The 22210-nt window shown below is 63.7% G+C and carries 13 protein-coding genes and 1 pseudogene; 13 read left to right on the top strand and 1 reads right to left on the bottom strand.

What is annotated here, in order from left to right; genetic code table 11:
• Positions 1-187 precede the first annotated feature (187 nt).
• A complete protein-coding gene (locus tag HMPREF1316_RS01575; protein WP_021725153.1) occupies positions 188-1507 on the top strand; it encodes an O-acetylhomoserine aminocarboxypropyltransferase/cysteine synthase family protein in 1320 nt (439 codons plus the stop codon).
• A gap of 439 nt (positions 1508-1946) precedes the next feature.
• On the opposite strand, the gene nth is transcribed toward HMPREF1316_RS01575, so the two are convergent.
• A complete protein-coding gene (gene nth / locus HMPREF1316_RS01570; RefSeq protein WP_021725117.1) occupies positions 1947-2636 on the bottom strand; it encodes an endonuclease III in 690 nt (229 codons plus the stop codon).
• Positions 2637-2815: 179 nt separating this feature from the next.
• Here nth and glgB point away from each other — a divergent pair, with 179 nt between their 5' ends.
• From glgB to HMPREF1316_RS01505, 12 genes and pseudogenes are all read left to right on the top strand, one after another.
• The gene (gene glgB / locus HMPREF1316_RS01565) at positions 2816-5098 is read left to right on the top strand and encodes a 1,4-alpha-glucan branching protein GlgB (RefSeq protein WP_021725134.1); all 2283 of its coding nucleotides are present in this window, start codon (positions 2816-2818) and stop codon (positions 5096-5098) included.
• Between the two features lie 193 nt (positions 5099-5291).
• On the top strand, positions 5292-7715 hold the full coding sequence (locus HMPREF1316_RS01555; protein ID WP_021725137.1) for a glycogen/starch/alpha-glucan phosphorylase: 2424 nt from the start codon (positions 5292-5294) through the stop codon (positions 7713-7715).
• Positions 7716-7751: 36 nt separating this feature from the next.
• On the top strand, positions 7752-8900 hold the full coding sequence (locus HMPREF1316_RS01550; RefSeq protein WP_021725147.1) for a glucose-1-phosphate adenylyltransferase: 1149 nt from the start codon (positions 7752-7754) through the stop codon (positions 8898-8900).
• Between the two features lie 3 nt (positions 8901-8903).
• Positions 8904-9995, top strand: coding sequence for a glucose-1-phosphate adenylyltransferase subunit GlgD (gene glgD, locus HMPREF1316_RS01545; RefSeq protein ID WP_021725132.1), 1092 nt, complete (start codon positions 8904-8906; stop codon positions 9993-9995).
• 75 nt (positions 9996-10070) lie between these two features.
• Positions 10071-11552, top strand: coding sequence for a glycogen synthase GlgA (gene glgA, locus HMPREF1316_RS01540; protein ID WP_021725130.1), 1482 nt, complete (start codon positions 10071-10073; stop codon positions 11550-11552).
• A 100-nt stretch (positions 11553-11652) separates the two neighbouring features.
• Complete coding sequence (locus HMPREF1316_RS01535) at positions 11653-14859, top strand: 4-alpha-glucanotransferase (RefSeq protein WP_232204387.1); 3207 nt, start codon at positions 11653-11655, stop codon at positions 14857-14859.
• Positions 14860-14957: 98 nt separating this feature from the next.
• Positions 14958-18416 carry a transcription-repair coupling factor gene (gene mfd, locus HMPREF1316_RS01530; RefSeq protein ID WP_021725144.1) on the top strand — a complete coding sequence of 1153 codons (3459 nt, stop codon included), beginning with the start codon at positions 14958-14960 and terminating at the stop codon, positions 18414-18416.
• Positions 18417-18504: 88 nt separating this feature from the next.
• A complete protein-coding gene (locus tag HMPREF1316_RS01525) occupies positions 18505-18777 on the top strand; it encodes a type II toxin-antitoxin system Phd/YefM family antitoxin (RefSeq protein ID WP_021725128.1) in 273 nt (90 codons plus the stop codon).
• 23 nt (positions 18778-18800) lie between these two features.
• Positions 18801-19085, top strand: a pseudogene (locus HMPREF1316_RS01520) (type II toxin-antitoxin system RelE/ParE family toxin); the annotation flags it as partial.
• Between the two features lie 226 nt (positions 19086-19311).
• Positions 19312-20292, top strand: coding sequence for an SIS domain protein (locus tag HMPREF1316_RS01515; protein ID WP_021725125.1), 981 nt, complete (start codon positions 19312-19314; stop codon positions 20290-20292).
• 126 nt (positions 20293-20418) lie between these two features.
• A complete protein-coding gene (locus HMPREF1316_RS12975) occupies positions 20419-21336 on the top strand; it encodes a PTS mannose/fructose/sorbose transporter subunit IIAB (protein WP_021725143.1) in 918 nt (305 codons plus the stop codon).
• Between the two features lie 53 nt (positions 21337-21389).
• Complete coding sequence (locus HMPREF1316_RS01505) at positions 21390-22199, top strand: PTS mannose/fructose/sorbose/N-acetylgalactosamine transporter subunit IIC (protein ID WP_021725150.1); 810 nt, start codon at positions 21390-21392, stop codon at positions 22197-22199.
• Positions 22200-22210: the final 11 nt, after the last annotated feature.

The following is a 22210-nucleotide window of genomic DNA, read 5'->3' as shown; positions in this document are numbered from 1 at the left end:
TCCACGGAGGCGGGCCTTTTGCGTGACGGTTTTCATTTCCGTTATCTCATTTTAAGATAACAGATGTCATGAACCATATATAGCTTTTTACCTGCTATTTTTGACTCCTCTCACTAGACTATTCTAATAGTCAGTCGTACAAACCAGAACGGTAAGGCATGTTGTTATCGTACAGAGAGGACACCTCATGGCCTTCGAGCTTGACCCCACCTTTGCCCAGGATCCCGAGAGGCACTTTGACACCCTGCAGGTGCATGCGGGCTTGGCACCAGACCCCGTGACGGGCTCTGCGGCACTGCCCATCTATGCCTCCGCCGCCTTTCAGTTTGATGATGCCGAGGACGGTGCGGCCAAGTTCGCCCTCGCCAAGCCCGGCAACGTCTATGGGCGTCTCACCAACACCACGACCGACGCCATCGCCGCCCGCGTGGCCGCCGTCGAGGGCGGCACGGGTGCCGTGGCCGTCGCCTCGGGCCATGCGGCCGAGATGCTGGCCATCACCAACATCGTGGGTGCCGGTGGGCACATCGTGGCCTCCGACTCGCTCTATGGCGGCACCTGGAACATCCTTTTGCACACCCTCACCGAACTCGGCGTCAAGACCACCTTCGTCCGGAACAACGACATCGACGCCTTCGTGGCCGCTACCACGGAGAACACCAGGCTCTGGTATGTGGAGACCATCGGCAACCCCCTCGTGGACGTGGCGGACGTGCCTGCCCTCGTCGATGCGGCCAACGCGCTTGCCTCACCGGTTCCGGTCTTTGTGGACAACACCTTTGCGACGCCCTATCTCTATCGGCCGGCCGAGGATGGCGCAGCCGTGGTCATCGAGTCTCTCACCAAGTGGATGGGGGGCCATGGTGCCACGCTCGGTGGTGCCGTCGTGGACACGGGCGTGTATGACTGGAAGGCCCAGGCGGACAAGTTTCCCACCATCACCCAGCCCGATCCCTCCTACCATGGCGTGGTGTTCGCCGACGCCGCCCCTGCGGCGCCCTTCTCCACGCGCGTGCTCGCCAACAAGCTGCGCGACTTTGGCCCGACCCTCTCGCCCTATGCGGCGCAGCTCATCGGTATCGGTCTGGAGACGCTGTCCCTGCGCGTCCAGCGTCATTGCGACAACGCCCTGGCGGTCGCCCAGTTTCTTGCCGGTCATCCCAAGGTGAGCTGGGTGCGCTACTCTGGGCTCGAGGATGACCCCAGTCACGAGGTGGCCAGCCGCATGCTGCGCCACGGCTTCGGTGGCGTGGTGGTCTTTGGCGTCAGGGGCGGGCGTGCGGGTGGCCTTAGGGTGGTGGACAGCGTCAAGCTGTTCACGCACCTGGCCAACGTAGGCGACGCGAAGTCGCTCATCATCCACCCGGCGTCCACCACGCACTCGCAGCTCACGGACGAGCAGCTTGCGGCCGCCCACCTCTCCGAGGACCTCGTGCGCCTCTCCGTGGGCATCGAGGATGTGGGTGACCTCATCGCCGACCTCGACCAGGCGTTGGCCAAGGCATAGGGGCTGCGCGCGCTTGGGCCAGGGTCGTGCGGGCAGGCCAGAGGCCGATGATGGCGACGCGGTCCGGCGGACGGCCACCCATCCCCGCGTTGTCCCTGTGGTGTCGCCGCAGTCGGGGCGTCCCGTGCATGCGCACGGCCCTCCGAGGAGCGTTTGGGCCCCAAGTGCGTGGTGGGGTGCCGGAATGCGCCCCCTGAGATGCCCGTTTCGTGGGTCAGAAGGGGGTCGCATGCCCCTGTGGGGCCGCTTTTGGGGGCTGTCCCGTCCCCAAGGGCACGTTCGACGCCCAGACGCGAGGAATTCCATCACGCACTTGGGGCCCAAACGTTCCTCGGCGGCGAGAAGACAGCTGCGGGTGCGCACAGGGAGCAAGGACGTCGTGCCGCGAGGCCGTTGCGGGCGCCCCCTCGTGCCGAGGCGTACCCGCGACGGTCTCGCGCTACCCTTGGGCCCTCCGCCTGCGCTTGGGGTTTCCGTTGACCCGAAAGGCCGACGGACAGATGTCCTGGCAGGGACACCGCTCACACGCAGGGTGCTGTGCGGTGCAGAGCTCGCGCCCAAAGTGAATCCACTGCTCGTTGACGTGTCCCCAGAGCTCGTGCGGCAGCAGCTTGAGCAGGTCCTGCTCCGCGGCGAGCGGCGTGGGGGCGTTCGTGAACCTGAGCCGTGTGGCGATGCGGTACACGTGCGTGTCCACGGCAATGCCATCGACCGTATCGAAGGCCTTCTCGAGCACGATGTTGGCGGTCTTGCGTCCCACCCCGGGCAGGCGGGTGAGCTCGTCCATGGTGTGGGGGACCTCGCCCCCAAAGTCGCCGACCATCATCCGTGCGGCCTCCACACAGTGCCTCGACTTCGACCGCCAGAAGCCCAGCCGGCGAATGACCTCCCCCACGTCAGCGGGGTCGGCCGCGGCCAGCGCCTGGGGCGTGGGCCAGCGTCCGAAGAGCTCGGGCGTCACGCCGTTGACGGCCACATCGGTGGTCTGCGCCGAGAGCAGCACGCTGATAACCAGTTCAAAGGGGTTGCCAAAGTCGAGCGCGCCGCCCACGTCCCCATAGCGCTCCTCCATGCGACCGCAGAACTCCACGGCACGCTCGCGTTTTGACCGCATCGACTCGCGCGGCATGGCACCCTCCTCCGCGTGGGGCGGGAAGACCGCCACCCACGATTCGCTGCCGATAAGTTGCAGCCATTCTTGTGGATTTGAAATAGAATAGGCCTTGCTCCATGCAACCGTCACATTGTCCCTTGCGCGGTGCTTACCAGAAGGCGGGCAACGCCCCGGACATGTCAGGGGAGGGCTCAATGAGTGTCCCGACAAAAGATCTGATCGTTACCAACGATGATCTCTATATGATGGGGGAGGGGAGCTGGTATCGGAGCTACGAGAAGCTCGGCGCCCACCCTGCGTCCGCGGCGGGGACGACAGGCTACCATTTTGCCGTCTGGGTGCCAAAGGCCAAGAGCGTCCGCGTCATCGGTGAGTTCAATGGGTGGGACCAGGATGCCAACTACCTTGAGCCCAGTTCGACGGGGGACATCTGGCGTGGCTACATCGCCGATGTCGAGACCGGCCAGCTTTACAAGTATCTGGTGGAGACCGCCCAGGGGGACTTCCTCTACAAGGCAGACCCCTATGCCTTCCAGGCCGAGTGTCCTCCCGGCACCGCGTCGCGCACGGCGGACATCAGCGGCTACGAGTGGAAGGACGCCGCCTATCTCAGGGAGCGCGCCGGACAAGACATGTTCAAGAGGCCCCTCAACATCTTCGAGGTGCATCTGGGCAGCTGGCGGCGTCACGACGATGGCCTGGCCGGCAACGGCGACCCCGACAGCGACGATACGAGCGGCTCCTATCTCACCTACGACGAGCTCTCCGTCGAACTGGTGGACTACGTCAAGAGGATGGGCTACTCGCACATCGAGGTCCTGCCGGTCATGGAGCATCCGTTCGATGGCTCCTGGGGCTATCAGGTGACGGGCTACTACGCGCCGACGAGCCGCTATGGTGACGCCAAGCAGTTCAAGCACTTTGTGGACGCCTGCCATCAGGCGGGCATCGGCGTCATCCTCGACTGGGTGCCGGGTGGCTTCTGCAGGGACGAGCACGGCCTGGTGCACTTCAATGGCAGCAAGCTCTACGAGAAGGAGGTGCACCCCAACTGGGGCACCTTCAAGTTTGACCTTAGCCGTCCCCAGGTGCGCACCTTCCTCATCTCCAACCTGCTGTACTGGGTGGGCGAGTACCATGCCGACGGCGTGCGCATGGACGGCGTCACCTCCATGCTCTACCTCAACTTTGGCGTCGACGATCCCAGCCAGAAGAAGTTCAACGAGAAGGGTACCGAGGAGGACTTCGTCTCCATCAAGTTCGTGCAGGAGTGCAACGACACGATGGGGAGGTACTACCCCGACGTCATGATGATCGCCGAGGAGTCCACGGCGTGGCCGCTCGTGACGTACCCCACCAAGGACGGTGGCCTCGGCTTCCACCTCAAGTGGGACATGGGCTGGATGAACGACACCCTGCACTACATGCAGACCGACTTCCCGTGGCGCCCGGGCAACCACAAGCTGCTCACGTTCTCCGCCATGTATCAGTTCAACGAGAACTTCGTGCTACCGCTCTCGCACGACGAGGTGGTGCACGGCAAGTGCTCGCTCATCACGCGCCAGCCCGGTGACTACTGGCGCCAGTTTGCCGGCATGCGCACGCTCAACCTGTACCAGATGACTCACGCCGGCGGCAAGCTCAACTTCATGGGCAACGAGATCGCGCAGTTCATCGAGTGGCGCTACTACGAGGGCATCCAGTACTTCCTCACCGAGCAGTACGAGAGCCACGCCCACATCCAGAAGTTCGTTGCGGCCATGAACGGGTTCTACAACGAGCACCCCGCGCTGTGGCAGCATGCCTACTCCTCCGAGGGCTTCGAGTGGATCGATGCGGACAATGCCGACCAGTCGGTGATCAGCTTCGTGCGCAAGGGCGACAATCCCAAGGATGACCTGGTCATCCTCATCAACTTTGATGTCAACCCGCATGAGGAGTTCCGTATCGGCCTTCCTAAGCCTGGCTATTGGCGTGAGGCATTCAATTCGGATGCCATCGAGTTCGGCGGTTCGGGCGTCACCAACGAGGGCGTGCGCTTCGCCTCTCAGGAGAAGTCGTGGAACATGCGTGACACCTCGATCGAACTGCGCGTTCCGCCTCTGGCGGGCCTGATCCTCTCGTACGACGGCCTACTGCCCACCAAGAGGGCCAAGAGGCGGAAGGCGACCGCACGGCCTGCGGCCAAGAAGGTCACCAGGGCAAAGAAGCCTGCCGCATCGAAGGGGACTGCCTCCGCACAGAAGGTGGCCACCAAGGCCGAGGCTGCTGCAACGCCCAAGACGTCTGCCACCAAGGCGAAACCTGCGGCCAAGAAGGCCCCTAGGGCCAAGGGGGCGACCTCTCCCACGAAGGCATCCACCGAGGCGCAGTCCGTGGCCAAGGGGACATCGACGACCAGTTCCTCCGCGTCAGCGGCCTCACGAAGGACCAAGGGCGGCCCGTCGGCTAAGGGCCGCAGGAAGGCAAGGGGGTAAACCATGCCATCCGCGCGTGAGGCGTGGCCCGTCCCCGCACGCGGATGGCATGCATGACATCGGGGAAACCCGATGGCAAAAAGTTGTCACCATTACTGGTGGTTGATGTCACAGTGTGAGATGCTGTAGTGGCGAGGATATCAGCGGTGCACAGCGGTTGTTCTGGCTACATACACCGGAGAGGCATTGGCACATGTCAGAGACTTTCTTCAAGGACAAAGACGATTTCATCGCGCAGTATCGCGACAGCTGTCGCAAGATGCTGGGCAAGAGGTACGAGGATCTCAACGAGCGCGATCGCTACTTCGTGCTTGCGAGCCTGATTGCACACAAGGCACGCGACCTGCGCAGCAGTGCGGCAGACCTCAAGGACGAGAAGCAGGTCTACTACTTCTCCATCGAGTTCCTGCTGGGGCCGCTGCTTGACAACTATCTGCTCAACCTTGGCATCCGAGATGTGGTGAAGGCAGGGTGCAGGGAGCTTGGCACCCCACTTGACGAACTGGAGCAGCGCGAGGTCGATCCCGGCCTCGGCAACGGAGGTCTCGGCCGTCTCGCCGCATGCTTCCTCGACTCCATGGCCGCCGTTGGCATCAATGGACATGGCAACGGCATGCGCTACCGCTATGGCCTCTTCCGCCAGGAGATCGATCATGGGCGGCAGGTCGAGAAGATGGACAACTGGCTGGAGAACGGCTTCTCTTGGGAGGCGCGCAAGGGCGAGTCATCCGTGCTCGTGCGCTTTGGAGGCAATGTCGTCCGCCATGAGGACGATGGCCGCTACTGGTTTGAGACGGAGGGAGGCCAGATCGTGAAGGCCGTCCCCTATGACGTCCCCATCGTTGGGTACGGCGGGGACAAGGTCAACAACCTGCGTATCTGGAGCGCAGAGCCCGCGAGCGAGGACTTTGACCTCCAAGCCTTCAACAACGGCGACTACGCACAGGCGATGCGCTTCCGCGCGGACGTCGAGGCGATCAGCCAGATTCTATACCCCAACGACGCGGGCGAGCACGGCAGGCTGCTGCGCCTCAAGCAGGAGTACCTCTTCGTGAGCGCCGGCCTGCAGACCGTCCTGCGTGACTTCGAGCGCGCCCACGGGAAGGACGACTGGTCCGAGCTGCCCACCTACGTTGCCATCCACACCAACGACACGCATCCCGCCATGTGCGGCCCCGAGCTCATGCGCATCCTCGTCGACGAGAGGGGCATCGACTTCGACGAGGCATTCCAGATAGCGTCTGCCTGCATCTCCTACACCAACCACACGATCATGCCCGAGGCCCTGGAGAAGTGGCCCATCGACATGTTCCGCAACCTGCTGCCGCGCCTGTATATGCTCATCGAGGAGATCGACCACCGCTACCGTGACACCTTCCCGCATGACAGGGACAACTGGCAGGACCTCCTGGCAGAGACGGCCATCCTGTGGGACGGCCAGGTGCGCATGGCCAACCTCTCCGTCATCTTCGCCCACTCCGTCAACGGCGTCTCCGCACTGCATACGGGCATCCTCGAGGACACCACGTTGCATGGCTTCTATGAGCTTACGCCCGAGAAGTTCAACAACAAGACCAACGGCATCAGCCACAGGCGCTTTTTGGGCAACTCCAACCCGCCCTACGGCAAGCTCATCACCGACACCATCGGCGACGGTTGGCTCAAGGATGCCACACAGCTCTCCAGGCTGGGGCAGTACGAGGACGACCCCTCCTTCCAGGAGGAGTTCGCCAAGGCACGCCAGTGGAACAAGGAGCGCCTGGCCTCTTATGTCAAGAGGACCTCGGGTGTCGAGCTGGACTGCTCCATGGTGTTCGACGTGCAGGTCAAGCGCTTCCATGCCTACAAGCGCCAACTGCTCAACATCATGAAGGTCATGGATCTGCGCAACCGTCTGCTTGACGATCCCAGCCTCGAGGTTCGCCCCACGGCCTTCGTCTTCTCGGGCAAGGCTGCCCAGAGCTACACGTTCGCAAAGGAGGTCATCCGCCTCATCAACGCGGTGGCCGACGTGGTCAACAAGGACGGGCGCGTCAACGACAGGATTCGCGTCGCCTTCGTGCCCAACTTTGCGGTGTCCAGCGCCCAGCTCATCTACCCGGCCGCGGACATCTCCGAGCAGATCAGCTGGGCCGGCTCCGAGGCATCGGGCACCTCGAACATGAAGCTCATGATGAACGGTGCCATCACGCTGGGCACCTATGACGGTGCCAACGTCGAGATCGCCAAGCTGGTGGGCGAGGACAGCATCAAGATCTTTGGTCTGCGCACCGAGGAGGTAGACGCCCTGCGCGCCTCGGGCACCTGGTTCGCATGGGACGTCTACAACAAGGATCACGAGCGTCTGGGACGTATCATCGACCAGCTCAACGACGGCACGTTCGCGGAGCTCTCGGGCAGCTTCCAGAGCGTGCACGACGAGCTCATGATGAGCAATGACCACGACCTCGTCCTGGCGGACTTCTACTCCTATGTCAAGGCATGGGAGGAGCTCGTCCAGACGTATGGCGACAGGAGGAGCTGGATTCGCGCATCAATCCATAACACGGCGCAATCGGGATTCTTCTCGAGCGATCGTACGGTTCGCGAGTACAACTCCGAGATTTGGCACGCATAGGAACGGTCCTAGTATTCTCGATAGAGGGGAGATGTCATGAGCAAGAAGGAATGCATCGCAATGCTTCTTGCGGGCGGCCAGGGGAGCAGGCTCGGCGCGCTCACCAAGGACGTCGCAAAGCCGGCCGTCTCGTTCGGCGGGAAGTACCGCATCATCGACTTTGCACTGTCCAACTGCGCCAACTCCGATATCAACACGGTGGGTGTGCTCACGCAGTATCGTCCGTACCTCCTCCACTCCTATCTGGGAACGGGCGATGCCTGGAACCTCAACGAGAGTGGTGGTGGCGTGTCCATCCTGCCGCCGTATGCCACGCAGGCGGGTGGCGCGTGGTATGCCGGCACGGCGGACGCCGTGACCCAGAACATCGGCTTCATCGAGCAGAACGATCCCGAGTATGTGCTCATCCTGTCGGGTGATCAGCTCTATAGCATGGACTACCAGAAGATGCTCGAGAACCACAAGCGTCACAACGCCGACCTCACGGTTGCGGTCATGCCCGTACCCTGGGAGGAGGCCTCGCGCTTTGGCATCATCACGCAGGACGATGACGAGCGCATCCTCAAGTTCACCGAGAAGCCCAACAAGCCTGACAGTAACCTGGCCTCCATGGGCATCTATGTCTTCAATACTCAGCTGCTGGTGGACACCCTCAGGGCCGATGCCATCGACCAGACCTCCGAGCACGACTTCGGCAACGACATCATCCCCAAGCTGCTGGCGGACGGCAAGCGCCTGTACACCTACGAGTACAACGGCTTCTGGCGCGACGTGGGCACCATCTCGAGCTATCACGAGACGAGCATGGATCTCCTGGGCACCAACCCCGACTTCGACCTGTTTGACACCAGGGTTCCCATCATGAGCAACGTCTCCACGAGGCCGCCCGCGTACGTGGGCCCCGATGGTTCCATCGAGGACTGTCTCGTGGGCAACGGCGCCGACATATTTGGCAGGGCCAAGCACTCCATCATCTCGACGGACGCCTACATCGGCGAGCGTGCCGTGGTGGAGGACTCCGTCCTGCTGCCCGGCGCCTACGTCAAGGCGGGCGCCCATGTGGTGCGGGCCATCCTCGGCGAGAACGCCGTCGTGGAGGACGACGTCGTCCTCGGCAGCGTCGATCAGACGCGGGACACGGCCGTCATCGGTAACAACGTCGTAGTTGGAAAGGGGGAGGAGTAGCCCATGAAGGCGATTGGCGTCATCACTGCGAACTATTCCACCAAGTACCCGACCATCCTCTCCGAGGCCAGGCCAGTGGCTTCCATGCCGTTCCTCGGCCGGTACCGCGTGGTCGACTTCGCTCTGTCCAACATGGTCAACTGCGGCATCAGGACCGTGGGCATCATCATGCCGTACAACTACCGCTCGCTCATCGACCATGTTGGCTCTGGTCGCGAGTGGGACCTCAACCGCAAGAAGGGCGGTCTGTTCGTGCTGCCAGGCTCCGCCTTCGGCACCTCGCGCACGGGTTCGCGCTTCCTGCTGCGCGACTTCGCGCACAACAGAACCTACCTTGAGCGCAGCAGCGCCGATTACGTCGTTGCGACGTCCGCGAGCTTCGTCTACAACGCCGACTACCGCAGGATCATCGAGGCGCACGAGAACTCTGGCGCCGACATCACGGTGCTCACCAAGAGGGTCGAGGACAAGGACGTAGACGTCTCCGGCTTCTCCGTGGAGGAGGGCCGCGTGACGGGCGTCAAGCATGGTGTGGAGTTCGGCGATACGGCGTTCCTCGACTGCTTCGTGGTCGGGCGTAACCTTCTGCTCCAGATGCTGGAGTGGTATGCGCAGACCGACTACCTCGATCTCTTTGAGGCCCTGGCTGCTGACTACGCCCGTGTCAAGGTGCTCACGCTCGACTATCCCGGCTACGTTGCCGCCATCTTCAACAAGGATTCTTACTTCACGGCAAACATGGACCTGCTCGACCCCCGGGTCTCGGCGGAGCTCTTCCCCGTGGAGCGTCCAGTGCGCACCAAGGCGCACGACAACGCGCCGGCAAAGTTCGAGGCCGGCTCCCGTGCGAGCAACGCCCGCATTTCAGGAAGCTGTCGCATCTACGGGTCGGTCACCAACTCCATTCTCGGGCGCAGTGTGATCGTGGAGAGTGGCGCCACCATCAACAACGCCATCGTCATGCAGGGTTGCGTCGTCGAAAGCGGTGCGCGCATAGAGAACGCCATCGTCGACCGTGACAACAGGATTCCTGCACGCACGGAGCTGAGGGGCACGCCCGACGCCCTCTTCATCAAGGGCAAGGGCGCGGAGTAGTTCAAGGCCGGATGGCGAGGGGTCGCCCTGTGAGGGGCGGCCCCTTGCTCATCCCAGAGAAAGATAGGGGTGGCCATGGCAGACAAGGTCAGAAGGAAGATCAAGGTCCTCTTTGCGGCATCCGAGGCCGTGCCCTTTGTGAAGACGGGTGGCCTGGGCGATGTCGCGGGGTCACTGCCCGTCGCGCTCAAGGAGGCTGGCGCCAAGGTCTCCGTCATTCTGCCCAAGTACGGCTTCATTCCCGCCGAGTACCGGGAGCAGATGCGGCATATCGCCGACTTCTACGTGCCCCTGGCATGGCGCAGCGTCTACTGCGGCATCGAGAAGCTCACGTACGACGGCGTGAGCTTCTACTTCGTGGACAACGAGGCCTACTTCAAGCGTGACGCCGCCTATGGCTACTTCGACGACGGCGAGCGCTTCGCGTTCTTCTCCAAGGCCATCTGCGAGGCCATCGAGCTCCTACCGGAGCTGCAGGTGGACGTCCTCCACTGCAACGACTGGCAGTGCGCCATGGCGCCCGTCTTCATCCGCGAGTTCTATCAGGCATCCAAGGCCTGCTGCAACGTGAAGACCGTCTTCACCGTGCACAACGTCAAGTTCCAGGGCCAGTTCTCTGAGAAGGTGCTCTCTGACGTGCTGGGCCTTGCGGACAACCCCACCGCCGCCAACCAGCTGTACTGCAACCGCGACACCATCAACTTCATGAAGGGGGCCCTCTGCTACTCTGACGTCATCACCACGGTGAGTCCAAGCTATGCCAACGAGCTGCAGATGCCCTTCTATGGGGAGGGGCTGGACGGGCTCTTCCGCAATCGCTCCAACGTGCTGCGCGGCATCCTCAATGGCATCGACCTCGACGTCTGGAACCCTGCGACCGATGGGCTCATCGCCCAGACATACTCCGCGGACACCCTGGACGGCAAGGCCGCCAATAAGGCCGCCCTCCAGCAGGAGCTGGGCCTCAAGCTCGATCCGGGATGCCCGCTCGTCGTGATGATCGGTCGCCTGACCAACCAGAAGGGCCTGGGCCTGGTGCGCTATGCCATGAGCGGGCTCATGGAGCATGGCATACAGATGGCCGTGCTGGGGACGGGGGACAAGGATCAGGAGGATGCGTTCTCCTACTTCGACTGGACCTATGGTGACATGATGTGCGCGCGCATAGCCTTCGACAATGCGCTCAGCCATCGCATGTATGCGGGCGGAGACATCCTGCTGATGCCGTCGGAGTTCGAGCCGTGCGGCCTCTCGCAGATGATCGCCATGCGCTACGGCACGCTCCCGGTGGTGCGCGAGACGGGTGGCCTGCTTGACAGCGTCACACCGTACAACCAGTTCACGGGTGAGGGTACCGGCTTCCGCTTCACGAACATGAATGCCGATGAGATGGCCGACTGTCTGCTTGGAGCTTGTGAGGTCTTTTGGACCGATCCCGATGCTTGGGGTAAGCTACAGCAGCAGGCGATGCGGGTCGACTTTTCGTGGGATCGTGCCGCAGGCGAGTACTTGAGCATCTACCACGACCTGCATCCCGAGGTCATTCGGTACAGGTGACGGCAGTGAGAGGGAGATCTGTTTGAGGGCCAGACACGTTACGTCTGATGCGGCCTATAGAGTACCCTTCGGCGCTGTGCGAGTTGGCAGCGCCGTTACTTTGGGCATCGACGTTTGGGATGAACCTGATGCCTCGGTACAGCTGCGTCTCTGGGTGGACGAGAAGGGCGAGATCCTGCTCGACATGGCTGCCGCGCCCGAGGAGGACCACGTCCACTTCTCGGTGACCTTCGAGCCCGAAGAGCCTGAGATCATCTGGTACAGCTTTCGCATCACGGCTTCCGACGGTGCCGTGATGCGCTACGGCGCCAGGGGGGACGTGAGCTGTGGCGAGGGGGACCTTTTCTTCGGTGATCCCGCCTCCTTCCAGATCACGGTGTACGACCGCGGGCGCGAGGTGCTGCCCGACTGGTACAAGAATGGCGTGGTCTACCAGATCTTCCCTGACCGCTTTGCGCGAGGCAGGGGCTGGGAGAAGCTCTCCGGTGACGATTTGGCCAGATCCTACAATGGCCCCAAGCGGCGCCTGGTCAAGGACTGGGACGCCTCTCCCAGCTATGAGCGCGACGGTGACGGTGCCATCGTCGCTTGGGACTTCTACGGTGGCAACCTCGAGGGCATTCGCGAGAAGCTGGGCTATCTCGAGGGGCTGGGCATCACCGTCATCTACCTCAACCCCATCTTTGCCGCGGCGTCCAACCATCGCTATGACACGGTCGACTATATGCGCATAGATGGCATGCTCGGCACGGAGCGGGACTTCTCGCGTCTGTGCGCGGATGCCAAGGCGCATGGCATATCGATCATCCTGGACGGCGTCTTCAACCACGTGGGCGCCGACTCCCTCTACTTCAACCGTGCCGGCTTCTTCCCCGATCTGGGGGCCGCGCAGGGTGAGGGCTCCCTCTACCGCAGCTGGTTTACGTTCCACGAGGACGGGAGCTACGACTCATGGTGGGGCAATCCCGACCTCCCGGCCGTGCGGGAGGATTGCCCCGAGTTTCGAGAGCTCATCTGCGGGCGTGACGGCGTCGTGCGCAAGTGGCTGCGCCTGGGCGCCCGGGGCTGGCGTCTCGACGTGGCCGACGAGCTGTCGGACGGCTTCATCGAGGACATCAAGGCTGTCGCCCTTGCCGAGCGCGAGGATGCCGTGGTCATTGGCGAGGTGTGGGAGGACGCCTCCAACAAGCGCGCCTACGGCAGGCTGCGTCGCTACTTCCTGGGCCTCGAGCTCGATGGCACCATGAACTATCCGCTGCGCCATGCCATCATCAGCTTCCTCCGGGGAGAGGGGACGGCGCACACGCTGGCAGACACGCTGGAGTCACTCTACGAGAACTACCCACGCGAGAACTTCATGAGCGAGCTCAACCTGCTGGGGAGCCACGACCGCATGCGACTCCTGACGCTTTTGGGGGGCGCCCCCCTGCCCGACGGTCTCTCGGACGACCAGCGTCGCACCTATCGCTTGGACGAGGGGGCGCACGGGCTTGCCGTGAGCAGGCTGTGGGTCGCCGCGTTCCTGCAGATGTGCCTTCCTGGGGTGCCGAGCGTCTACTACGGTGACGAAGCCGGCCTGGAGGGCTACGCCGACCCCTACTGCCGCGCGCCCTTCCCGTGGGGCAGGGAGAATGCCGACTGCTTCAACGTGTACCGCAATGCCATCGCGCTGCGTAAGGCCCTTCCTGTGCTGGTGGATGGTGACTTCGAGCCGTTCGCACCCAATGATGACGTGTTCTGCTTCTGGCGCCGTGACGAGAGCGATGAGGTGTGCGTGTTGGCCAACGGCTCGCGCTCCGAGAGCCATACGATACGCATCCCCACAGGTGAGCTCGAGGTGACGGACGTGATCTCCGGGCGTGTCGTCACGGTCAGGGATGGTGTGGCCGAGGTCTTCCTCTGGCCGCTGGGAACCTCCGTGATCGCGCTCCATCAGGAGCGGCGGCTCCAGAGGCCCATGAGGCGCGGCATGGGGGTGCTCTGCCACGTGACGTCGCTGCCCAACGAGGACCAACCGTCACTGCCCGGAACGCTAGGCGAGCCCGCCCGGCGCTTCGTCGACCGGCTGGCCGAGGGGCATATGCGCTACTGGCAGGTGCTGCCCGTCAACCCCACGGATGGCTTTGGGTCGCCCTATGCGGGCCCCTCCGCCTTTGCGGGCAACGTCTCGCTCATGTGGGGCGTGAGTCCCGATGGCACCACATCGCTTCCCTCCGATCTTGAGCACTCCGTGCCCTATCGTCGCTTTGTGGAGGGGAACGAGTCATGGCTGCTGCCCTATGCCACCTTCATGGCCATCAAGAAGGTGGAGAAGGGCAGGCCCTGGCAGGAGTGGCCCAACAAGTTTCGTACCTGGAAACCCGCCCTCGCCAGTGACAGGCGCCTCGCAGGTGCCGTCGAGCATGAGTGCGCCCTGCAGTTCTTCTTCATGCGCCAGTGGCTGCAGATCCGTGCCTATGCCAACAGGCGAGGCATTCAGATCATTGGTGACGTGCCCATGTACGTCTCGACGGACTCGTCCGACGTCTGGGCCAACCCCGAGCTCTTCGAGCTGGACGCCAAGGGCTATCCTGCCGTGCTGGCCGGCACGCCGCCCGACGCATTTGCCCAGGAGGGCCAGGTTTGGGGCAACCCCACCTACAACTGGTCGCTCATGCGCGCCGATGGGTACTCGTGGTGGCTCCGTCGCCTGGAGCGGGCCTTTGAGCTCTATGACTACGTGCGCCTCGATCACTTCCTGGGGTTCTCGTCGTACTACGCCATTCCCAAGGGCCAATCAGCACGGGCGGGACAGTGGAACTTTGCCTGTGGCCTGGACCTCTTCCGTACGGCCTACCGCAAGTTCGGCCCCCTGCCCGTGGTGGCGGAGGACCTGGGCAGCGTCACGCCTGCCGTGCGTGCGCTCCTGGAGCAGACGGGCTTTCCCGGCATGGACGTCATCCAGTTTGCCGATGAGGACGTGCGTGCGGGGTATCATCCGGCCCCAGACAAGGTGGTCTATAGCTCCACGCATGACACCAACACCCTGCTTGGCTGGGTGGAGGAGCACTTTGGCTTCGACAAGGGCGATCCCGAGGGCATGCGTCAGGCGTGCGAACTGGCGGAACGGCTGGTGGGGGAATGTCTCACGAGTCCGGCGGACGTGGTGATCCTGCCGCTCCAGGACCTGTTGATGCTGGGTGCGAGCGCCCGCATGAACGTGCCGGGCGTGGCGACGGGCAACTGGGGCTGGCAGGCGAGACCGGATGCGCTCGTTGACGCAAGTCATGTGATGTCCGAGCTTGCCAAGTCGAACGACCGTGCCTAGGCGGGGCCCTGCGGGTGTCCTGCCAGGGCGGCGTCCTCCGTGGACCCTGTGCGGGGCGACGTCCGGGGCGCCACCTCGCATCGTACGATTGGGTTGAGATGTTCATAAACCGTGTGGCACACCAGCTGCTCTCGGCACCGGAGCTTGCGCCGCTCATCCATGAGCTCTCCTTGGGGCACGATGCCACACTGGCCGTGGCCCAGAGCGCCCGTCCGCTCATGGCGGCGGCACTCTGGGCATACGGCCCCCGTCCCTGCCTCATGGTGGTCTCGGGCGAGGAGGCGGCCGAGCGCACCGCGCGCGCCCTTGCCGCATGGCTGGGCATGGATGTGGTCGCCCGCTATCCCCAGCGCAGGGATCGCCCATGGGCGGATGTCCCGGCGGACGACGCCGTCATTGGCGCCCGCACGAGTGCCATCATGCGCCTCGCGGCGGGCGAGGCGTGCCTGGTCGTTGCCAGCGCGGCGGCCCTGCTGAGGCGCGTGCCACCCGTCGGGTCCGGCTACTTTGCCTCCAGCACCTTCTCTGTGGGCGACGAGCTGGAGCTTGCGGACATGAGTCGCCTGCTGGTGGGCATGGGCTATGAGGACGCTGGCGACAGCGCCAGCGTGAACGCCCCCGGCAGCTTCCACGTCCACGGCGATGCCGTGGACGTCTTTCCCGCGCAGGCGACCTCACCGGTGCGCATCGAGTTCTTCGGCGACGAGATAGACCGCGTGCGCGGGATGGTGTCATCCACGGGGCAGACCATCGGTGACCTCGAGGGCGTCACGGTGCTGCCCTGTCGCGAGATCGCCCTCACGAGCGAGACCATCGGCGCCGCGCGCAAGGCGCTCTACCATCGTGCGCTGGACTCCACCAAGGTCGCGGCGGATCTCGAGCTCATCGAGCAGGGGTCCGTGGCCCCATCGCTCGACAAGTACCTGGTCGAGCTCTATGGCTCCTCGGCGAGCCCCATCGAGCACATCTCCCGGGACGCGCTTGTGATCCTTGCGGAGCCACGCGCCCTCTTCGATGACTGCCAGCGGGCCACGGACGAGATCGAGGCATCGGCTGCGGCGGCGCACGAGCGCACGGACGGACTGTTCACGCCCCCGCGCGCGTTGGACTTCGGCCACCAGCAGCGCCTGAGCCTCTCGTCCCTCATGCGCTCGGGCGCTGCGACCACGGCCGAGCTTGAGGTGCGCCAGCCCTCCATCGCCGGCTCCGACGCCAAGCTGCTGAGTCGCGTGCGGCAGCTTACCCAGGACGGCTCGTCCGTGGTCTTTGCCGTGCCCGACCGCGCGGCACGCGAGGCGCTGGAGCTGAGCCTCACCGACGAGGGCATCGCGCTGCAGGAGTCGCTGGGCACGGCCCCCGAGAACGCCGTGCCCGTTGCGTCAGAGGCGGCCAGGCGGGACGTCGCCCCCCTCAGGCGGGGCATGGTCACGTTCTTCGATGCCCCGGTGCCCGCGGGCATCGTGGTGCCCGCGGCGCGCCTGGCGGTGCTCTCGGTGTCCGACCTCACGGCACGCCGCGCGCGCCACCAGCGTTCGCGCCGCGTGGACCCCACTGCCGTCACGTTCCCGTTCAAGCCCGGTGACTATGTGGTGCACGCCACCCATGGCATCGCGCTCTTCTCCCGGATCGTGCGCCAGGAGGTTGGGGGCCGCGAGCGCGACTACTTCCTGCTCGAGTATGCGGGTGGCGACAAGCTCTTCGTGCCTCTGGAGCAGGTTGACCGCGTTACGCGCTATGTGGGGCCCGACGGCAGCGCGCCCAGGCTCACGCGGCTCAACACAGCGGACTGGTCGCGTGCCACAGGCAAGGCGCGCACGAGCGCCAAGAGGCTCGCCTTCGACTTGGTGGACCTCTACACGCGCCGCTCGGCCGTGCGGGGGCACGCCTGTTCGCCCGACACACCGGCCCAGGCCGAGATGGAGGCGAGCTTCCCCTATCGGCTGACGCCCGACCAGGCCTCCGCCATCGCGGACATCAAGGCCGACATGGAATCAACGAGACCCATGGATCGTCTGCTCTGCGGTGACGTGGGCTTTGGCAAGACGGAGGTGGCCCTGCGCGCCGCCTTCAAGTGCTGCCAGGATGCGCGACAGGTGATGGTGCTGTGTCCCACGACGATCCTGGCGCAGCAGCACTTCGAGACGTTCAATGCGCGCTTTGCCCCCTTTGGCCTCGACGTCAAGGTGCTCTCGCGCTTCGTGACGCCCGCCTGGCAGCGCCGCGCGCTCGAGGGCTTCCGCGAGGGCACGGTGGACGTGCTCATCGGCACGCACCGCCTGCTCTCCGCAGATGTGAGCCCACATGACCTGGGACTCGTGATCATCGACGAGGAGCAGCGCTTTGGCGTGCAGCACAAGGAGCAGCTCAAGAACATGCGGGAGCAGGTGGACGTGCTCACGCTCTCCGCCACGCCCATACCGCGCACCATGCAGATGGCCATGAGCGGCGTGCGCGACATGTCGCTCATCCTCACGCCGCCACCGGGACGCCTGCCCGTGAAGGTGACGGTCGGCGAGTGGGATCCCGACGTGGTCTCCGACGCCATCCGCAGCGAGATCGAGCGCAGGGGCCAGGTCTACTACGTGAGCAACCGCGTGCACACCATCGAGGACGCCGTCGAGCGCGTGCGCGAGGTGGCACCCGAGGCCTGCATCGGCGTAGCGCACGGCAAGATGGGTGCCGCTCAGGTGGAGGATGTGATGCTACAGTTCTCGGAGCACGAGATCGACGTACTCGTGGCCACCACCATCATCGAGAGCGGCATCGACAACCCGCACACCAACACACTCATCATCGAGGATGCGCAGCGCCTGGGCCTCGCACAGCTCTACCAGCTCAAGGGTCGCGTGGGGCGCGGGCGGCAGCAGGCGTACGCCTACTTCATGTTCCCGGCCGACCAGCCGCTCACGCCCGAGGCGACCGATCGCCTTACGGCCATCAACGAGTACCAGGACCTGGGGAGCGGCATGCGCATCGCCATGCGCGACCTCGAGATCCGCGGTGCCGGCTCCCTCATGGGCGCCGAGCAGCACGGCAACCTCTCCAGCGTGGGCTTCGACCTCTTCACGCAGATGCTGGGCCAGGCCGTGGCCGAGGCGCGTGGGGAGGGCGGCGACGTGGAGCTCTCCGAGGTCACCATCAACCTCCCGGCGGACTTCTACCTGGCGGAGGAGTACCTGCCCGAGGTGGACCGGCGCGTGCTCGCCTACCGGCGGCTCGCCGCCGCCACGGAGCTCGCCGTCGTGGATGCGCTGCAGCGGGATCTGGAGGACAGCCACGGTGCGTTGCCGCTGGCGGGCAGGAACCTCTTCGACCGCGCGCGCATCCGCATCCGTGCGGAGCGCCTGGGGGTGACCTCGGTCTCGCTGACGAACGGTCGGCTCATCTACCAGGGTGCGGAGCTCACGCGCCAACAGGCGCTCGCGTTCAAGGGGCGGCGCGGCATCTACCAGCCCAAGAGCAAACGGCTCTCGTACCCGTTCCACACGGGCAGGGAGGAGCTGCTGCCCGCGGCCCTCGGCGTGCTCGAGGAGATGGGTGGCGATGACGAGGCGTAGGGACGGGAACGGACTGTCTTTCTTGGCCATATCGGTCTATACTATGGTCTAGAAACAGCCCTGTTTTTAGGCGAATGAAGGGGGAACCATGAGCGCATCTATTGAGACGACGCTCACCGTGGGCATGTCGGATGCAAAGACGCACTTCTCCAAGCTCACGGCACAGGCCAACCGCAGCGGGCACAGCGTCACGGTGTTCAAGAACAACAGGCCCTGGGTGGAGATCCGGCCGCTGGCTGTGGAGGATGGGGTTCCGCCTGAGACGCGTTGGGCCATGCACGAGGCTGATGGGCTTGCGGATGACTCCTCGCACAAGACCTATCAGACTGCCGAGAGCCTGTTCTCGGCCCTCGGCATGTAGCGCAGACCGTATATGATGCGTCATATACTCCGCGCTTTCTGCGGGATGTGAAGGTCTGCAAGAGACGGCACTGGAACATGGAGGCCCTCAAGACGGCCATCTCCGACCTACTTGCGAGCGATGAGACGAGTCTGAGTCCACGCTATCGTGCCCATGCCCTGACCGATGCCCTCGAGGGGTATCGTTCCTTGCATGTGGGCTCGGCACCAAATCCCCCAAAGGACAAGTGGGTACTGATGTACCGGCTGTCGGGGCACGAGGTCATCCTTGTGCGTACGGGCACACATGACGAGGTCTACGGAAAATAGACGGCTGTCATACCGCTGGAGCTCGCTTACGGCACGCTGTCCCAGAAGCGCCAGCTTGACGTGGCCATTGATGTCTGTGTTGGGCGGTGCGGACCGTATCGGCTGTCCCTTCGAGCGTCCAGATGTATTCAACAATAACAAAACATCTATAATGACTATGATATTATGCTGAACCAAGAGAGGCTTGGAAGGTCTTTCCTCACTCGTCGAGAGGGGTTCGGTAGCTATGACCATTCAGGAAGAGGTAGCAAGCGTCGTCTCCCAGCTGCTTGCCAGTCATGAGATCAAGCGCGTTGCCTGGGTTGCCGCGGGTGGGTCGTTCGGGGGCTTCCACGCTGCCCACTACTTCATGGAGCGCGAGGCGAAGACGATTCCCTCGGCCACCTATACCAGCAACGAGTTCGTGCTGGCGCCGCCCGCCTATCTCGATGAGCACACGCTCGCCATCATCTGCTCCATGCGCGGCACCAAGGAGACCTGCGAGGCGGCCCGGGTTGCGAAGGAACACGGTGCCGCGACCATCGCACTCTACGTCAATGAGTCCGAGCTCACCGACATCTGCGACCAGCGCATCGCCTACGAGTCCATCGCCCTGGACGAGTCTCGTACCGAGCGCGTCAACTCCAGCATCGCTCTGCAGCTTGCCATGACCCTGGTTCAAAAGACCGAGGGCTACGCCGACTACGACGTGGCCATGCGGGCCTTCGACGTCGTCGACGCCATCTATCGCAAGGCCGTCGCCTACACCCAGCCCCTTGCTAAGAGCTGGGCGGAGCAGGTTGCCGGTGAGAAGACCATCTACGTCATGGGTTCCGGCCCGGCCTATGGCTCGGCCTACATCTTTTCGATCTGTAACATCGAGGAGATGCTGCAGATCGACTCGCCCACCATCAACTGCTGTGAGTTCTTCCACGGGCCCTTTGAGGTGCTGGACAAGGCGAAATCCGTCTTCCTGCTGATGAGCGTGGGCCGCTGCCGCGCGGCGGATGAGCGTGCCCTCAGCTTCCTCAAGCGTTACGGTGGCCAGAAGGTCTACATCCTAGACGGCAAGGAGATAGGCCTCAACGATCTCCCTGATACCGTTTCGGAATATTTCAACCACGTGCTCTTCTCGCCCATCCTGAACAACGTGTACATGCGGGCGCTTTCCGCGACCACCTCCAAGGACTACCTGACACGTCGCTACATGTGGAAGGTCGAGTACTAACTCCCTCTCCGCTGGGCTGCGATTCTCTGCCGCTTACCCTGCTCTTGCGCACAGGGAGTTACTACTGTGCTAGACATATATAACGACTAGAACGTCATGATGCATCATGAAAAGGAGGGACAAGCTATGAACCAGATCATCCTTGCATCCCACGGCGAGTTGGCGCTTGGCGCGCTAGACACCGTCCACATGATCGTGGGGGAGGCTCCCAACGTGCATGCGGTCACGCTCGGGCGTGATGACATGCAGCCCATCACCGCGGAGGTGGAGCGCCTCATGGCGTCGTTTGCCGCTGATGATGCCGTCTACGTCCTCACGGACATGCTGGGCTCCAGCGTCAACAACTCAATGGTCGAGCTCATGGCCCAGGACAAGGACATCACGGTGATCTCGGGCATGAACATGCCCCTGATCCTTACGCTCGTCATGAGCGATGTGCCGCTCGCCGAGAGCGATGTGCGCGGCCTTATCGCCGAGGGCCGTCGCGGCATCGTTGACTGTGCGCACCCCGAGGAGGAAGTCGACGTCAACCCTGTTGCAACGCCTGCGGCCGGGAGGGGAGGCGCGTCCAGAATCGAGCTCGTTCGCCTGGACTATCGTCTGCTGCACGGCCAGGTCGTCTTCTCCTGGGTGGGCAAGACCGGGGTCAACCGCATCATCATCGTGGACGATGCGTCCGCAAACGATGCGGTGAAGAAGGGCGCGCTCAGGCTCGCCAAGCCCGCCAACGTCCGCCTCAACGTCTTTACCGTCGAGCGGGCCCTCTCCAAGATGGATAAGCTCAACACCCTGGGCGACAAGGTCATGTTCATCTTCGGCAACACGCGAGAGCTGCTCGAGTTCTCCCAGCGCCACAGGTTTGCCGAGGTCAACTATGGGGCAACGGCAAACAGGGAAGGCGCCAGGCAGTATGGCGGCAAGGACGGGTCGGTGTTCCTGGACGCCAGGGAGCGGGCCGACACCCAGGCACTGCTCGACCTGGGCACCAAGATCTACGTGCAGCAGACCCCCGCGTACAGGCGCGTGGAGCTGAATGGCATCTAGGCACTCTCCCCGTCAGTGAGCGCCTTGGAAAGGCATCTCGAAAGGAGAAAGACATGAGTTCGCTTGTTAGTGCGATTCTCGTCGGCCTCGTCGGCGTGTTCTGCATGCTCGACTCGCGCCTGCTTGGTCGCCTTAACTTCGAGCAGCCGCTCATCGGAGCCACGCTTGTGGGCATCGTGCTTGGGGACCCTGCGACGGGCCTTGCCGTTGGTGCCGCGACGGAGCTCGTGAGCATGGGGCTTGTGGCCGTTGGTGCTGCGGTCCCGCCCGATATGGTCCTCGGGGGCATTGTCGCCTCCGCCTTTGCCTGCCTCACCGGCGCCAGCGCTGAGACGGCAATGACCATCGCCATCCCCATCGCGGTCTTGGGCCAGCTGCTGGGCATCGTCTTCCGCTCCGTCATCGCCATCCTCACCCACAGAGCCGATGCCGCGATTTCGGAGGGCAGGTTCAAGCAGGCTACCAACATGCACATCGTCGTGGGCACCATTCTCTACTCCCTCATGTACTTCGTGCCCATCTTCTTTGCCGTGTTCCTGGGCACCGACGCGGTCCAAGCGGTCGTGGACCTAATTCCCGAGTGGCTCTCTACCGGCCTCAATGTCTCCGCCATGCTCCTCACCGCCTACGGCCTCGCGCTCCTGCTCTCCCTCATGCTCAACAGGAAGATGGCCGCATTCTTGGCGCTGGGCTTCCTGCTTGCCTCGTACCTCGGGCTCTCCGTCACCGCCGTGTCGCTCATCGCCGTGTGTCTCGCCGTGATCCTGCTGGGCGTGAGACATCGCGAGGGCGGAAGCGCACGGCTTGTATCAGCGGGACCCGACAATGCCGATTACGATCCGCTCGAAGATGACGACGAGTAAGGGGGACACGA

The organism is Olsenella profusa F0195, from assembly GCF_000468755.1.
In the GTDB taxonomy this organism is placed as follows: Bacteria; Actinomycetota; Coriobacteriia; order Coriobacteriales; family Atopobiaceae; genus Olsenella_F; species Olsenella_F profusa.
Note: the sequence above shows the minus strand (reverse complement) of the source record. Positions and strands in the feature narration are given on the sequence as shown.

Bases quoted from the DNA above. Each gene is read 5' to 3' on its own strand.
- HMPREF1316_RS12975 (WP_021725143.1), top strand. From the start codon at position 20,419: ATGAACCAGATCATCCTTGCATCCCACGGCGAGTTGGCGCTTGGCGCG.
- mfd (WP_021725144.1), top strand. From the start codon at position 14,958: ATGTTCATAAACCGTGTGGCACACCAGCTGCTCTCGGCACCGGAGCTT.
- HMPREF1316_RS01505 (WP_021725150.1), top strand. From the start codon at position 21,390: ATGAGTTCGCTTGTTAGTGCGATTCTCGTCGGCCTCGTCGGCGTGTTC.
- glgB (WP_021725134.1), top strand. From the start codon at position 2,816: ATGAGTGTCCCGACAAAAGATCTGATCGTTACCAACGATGATCTCTAT.
- HMPREF1316_RS01575 (WP_021725153.1), top strand. From the start codon at position 188: ATGGCCTTCGAGCTTGACCCCACCTTTGCCCAGGATCCCGAGAGGCAC.
- HMPREF1316_RS01525 (WP_021725128.1), top strand. From the start codon at position 18,505: ATGAGCGCATCTATTGAGACGACGCTCACCGTGGGCATGTCGGATGCA.
- glgA (WP_021725130.1), top strand. From the start codon at position 10,071: ATGGCAGACAAGGTCAGAAGGAAGATCAAGGTCCTCTTTGCGGCATCC.
- glgD (WP_021725132.1), top strand. From the start codon at position 8,904: ATGAAGGCGATTGGCGTCATCACTGCGAACTATTCCACCAAGTACCCG.
- HMPREF1316_RS01550 (WP_021725147.1), top strand. From the start codon at position 7,752: ATGAGCAAGAAGGAATGCATCGCAATGCTTCTTGCGGGCGGCCAGGGG.
- HMPREF1316_RS01555 (WP_021725137.1), top strand. From the start codon at position 5,292: ATGTCAGAGACTTTCTTCAAGGACAAAGACGATTTCATCGCGCAGTAT.
- HMPREF1316_RS01515 (WP_021725125.1), top strand. From the start codon at position 19,312: ATGACCATTCAGGAAGAGGTAGCAAGCGTCGTCTCCCAGCTGCTTGCC.
- nth (WP_021725117.1), bottom strand. From the start codon at position 2,636: ATGCCGCGCGAGTCGATGCGGTCAAAACGCGAGCGTGCCGTGGAGTTC.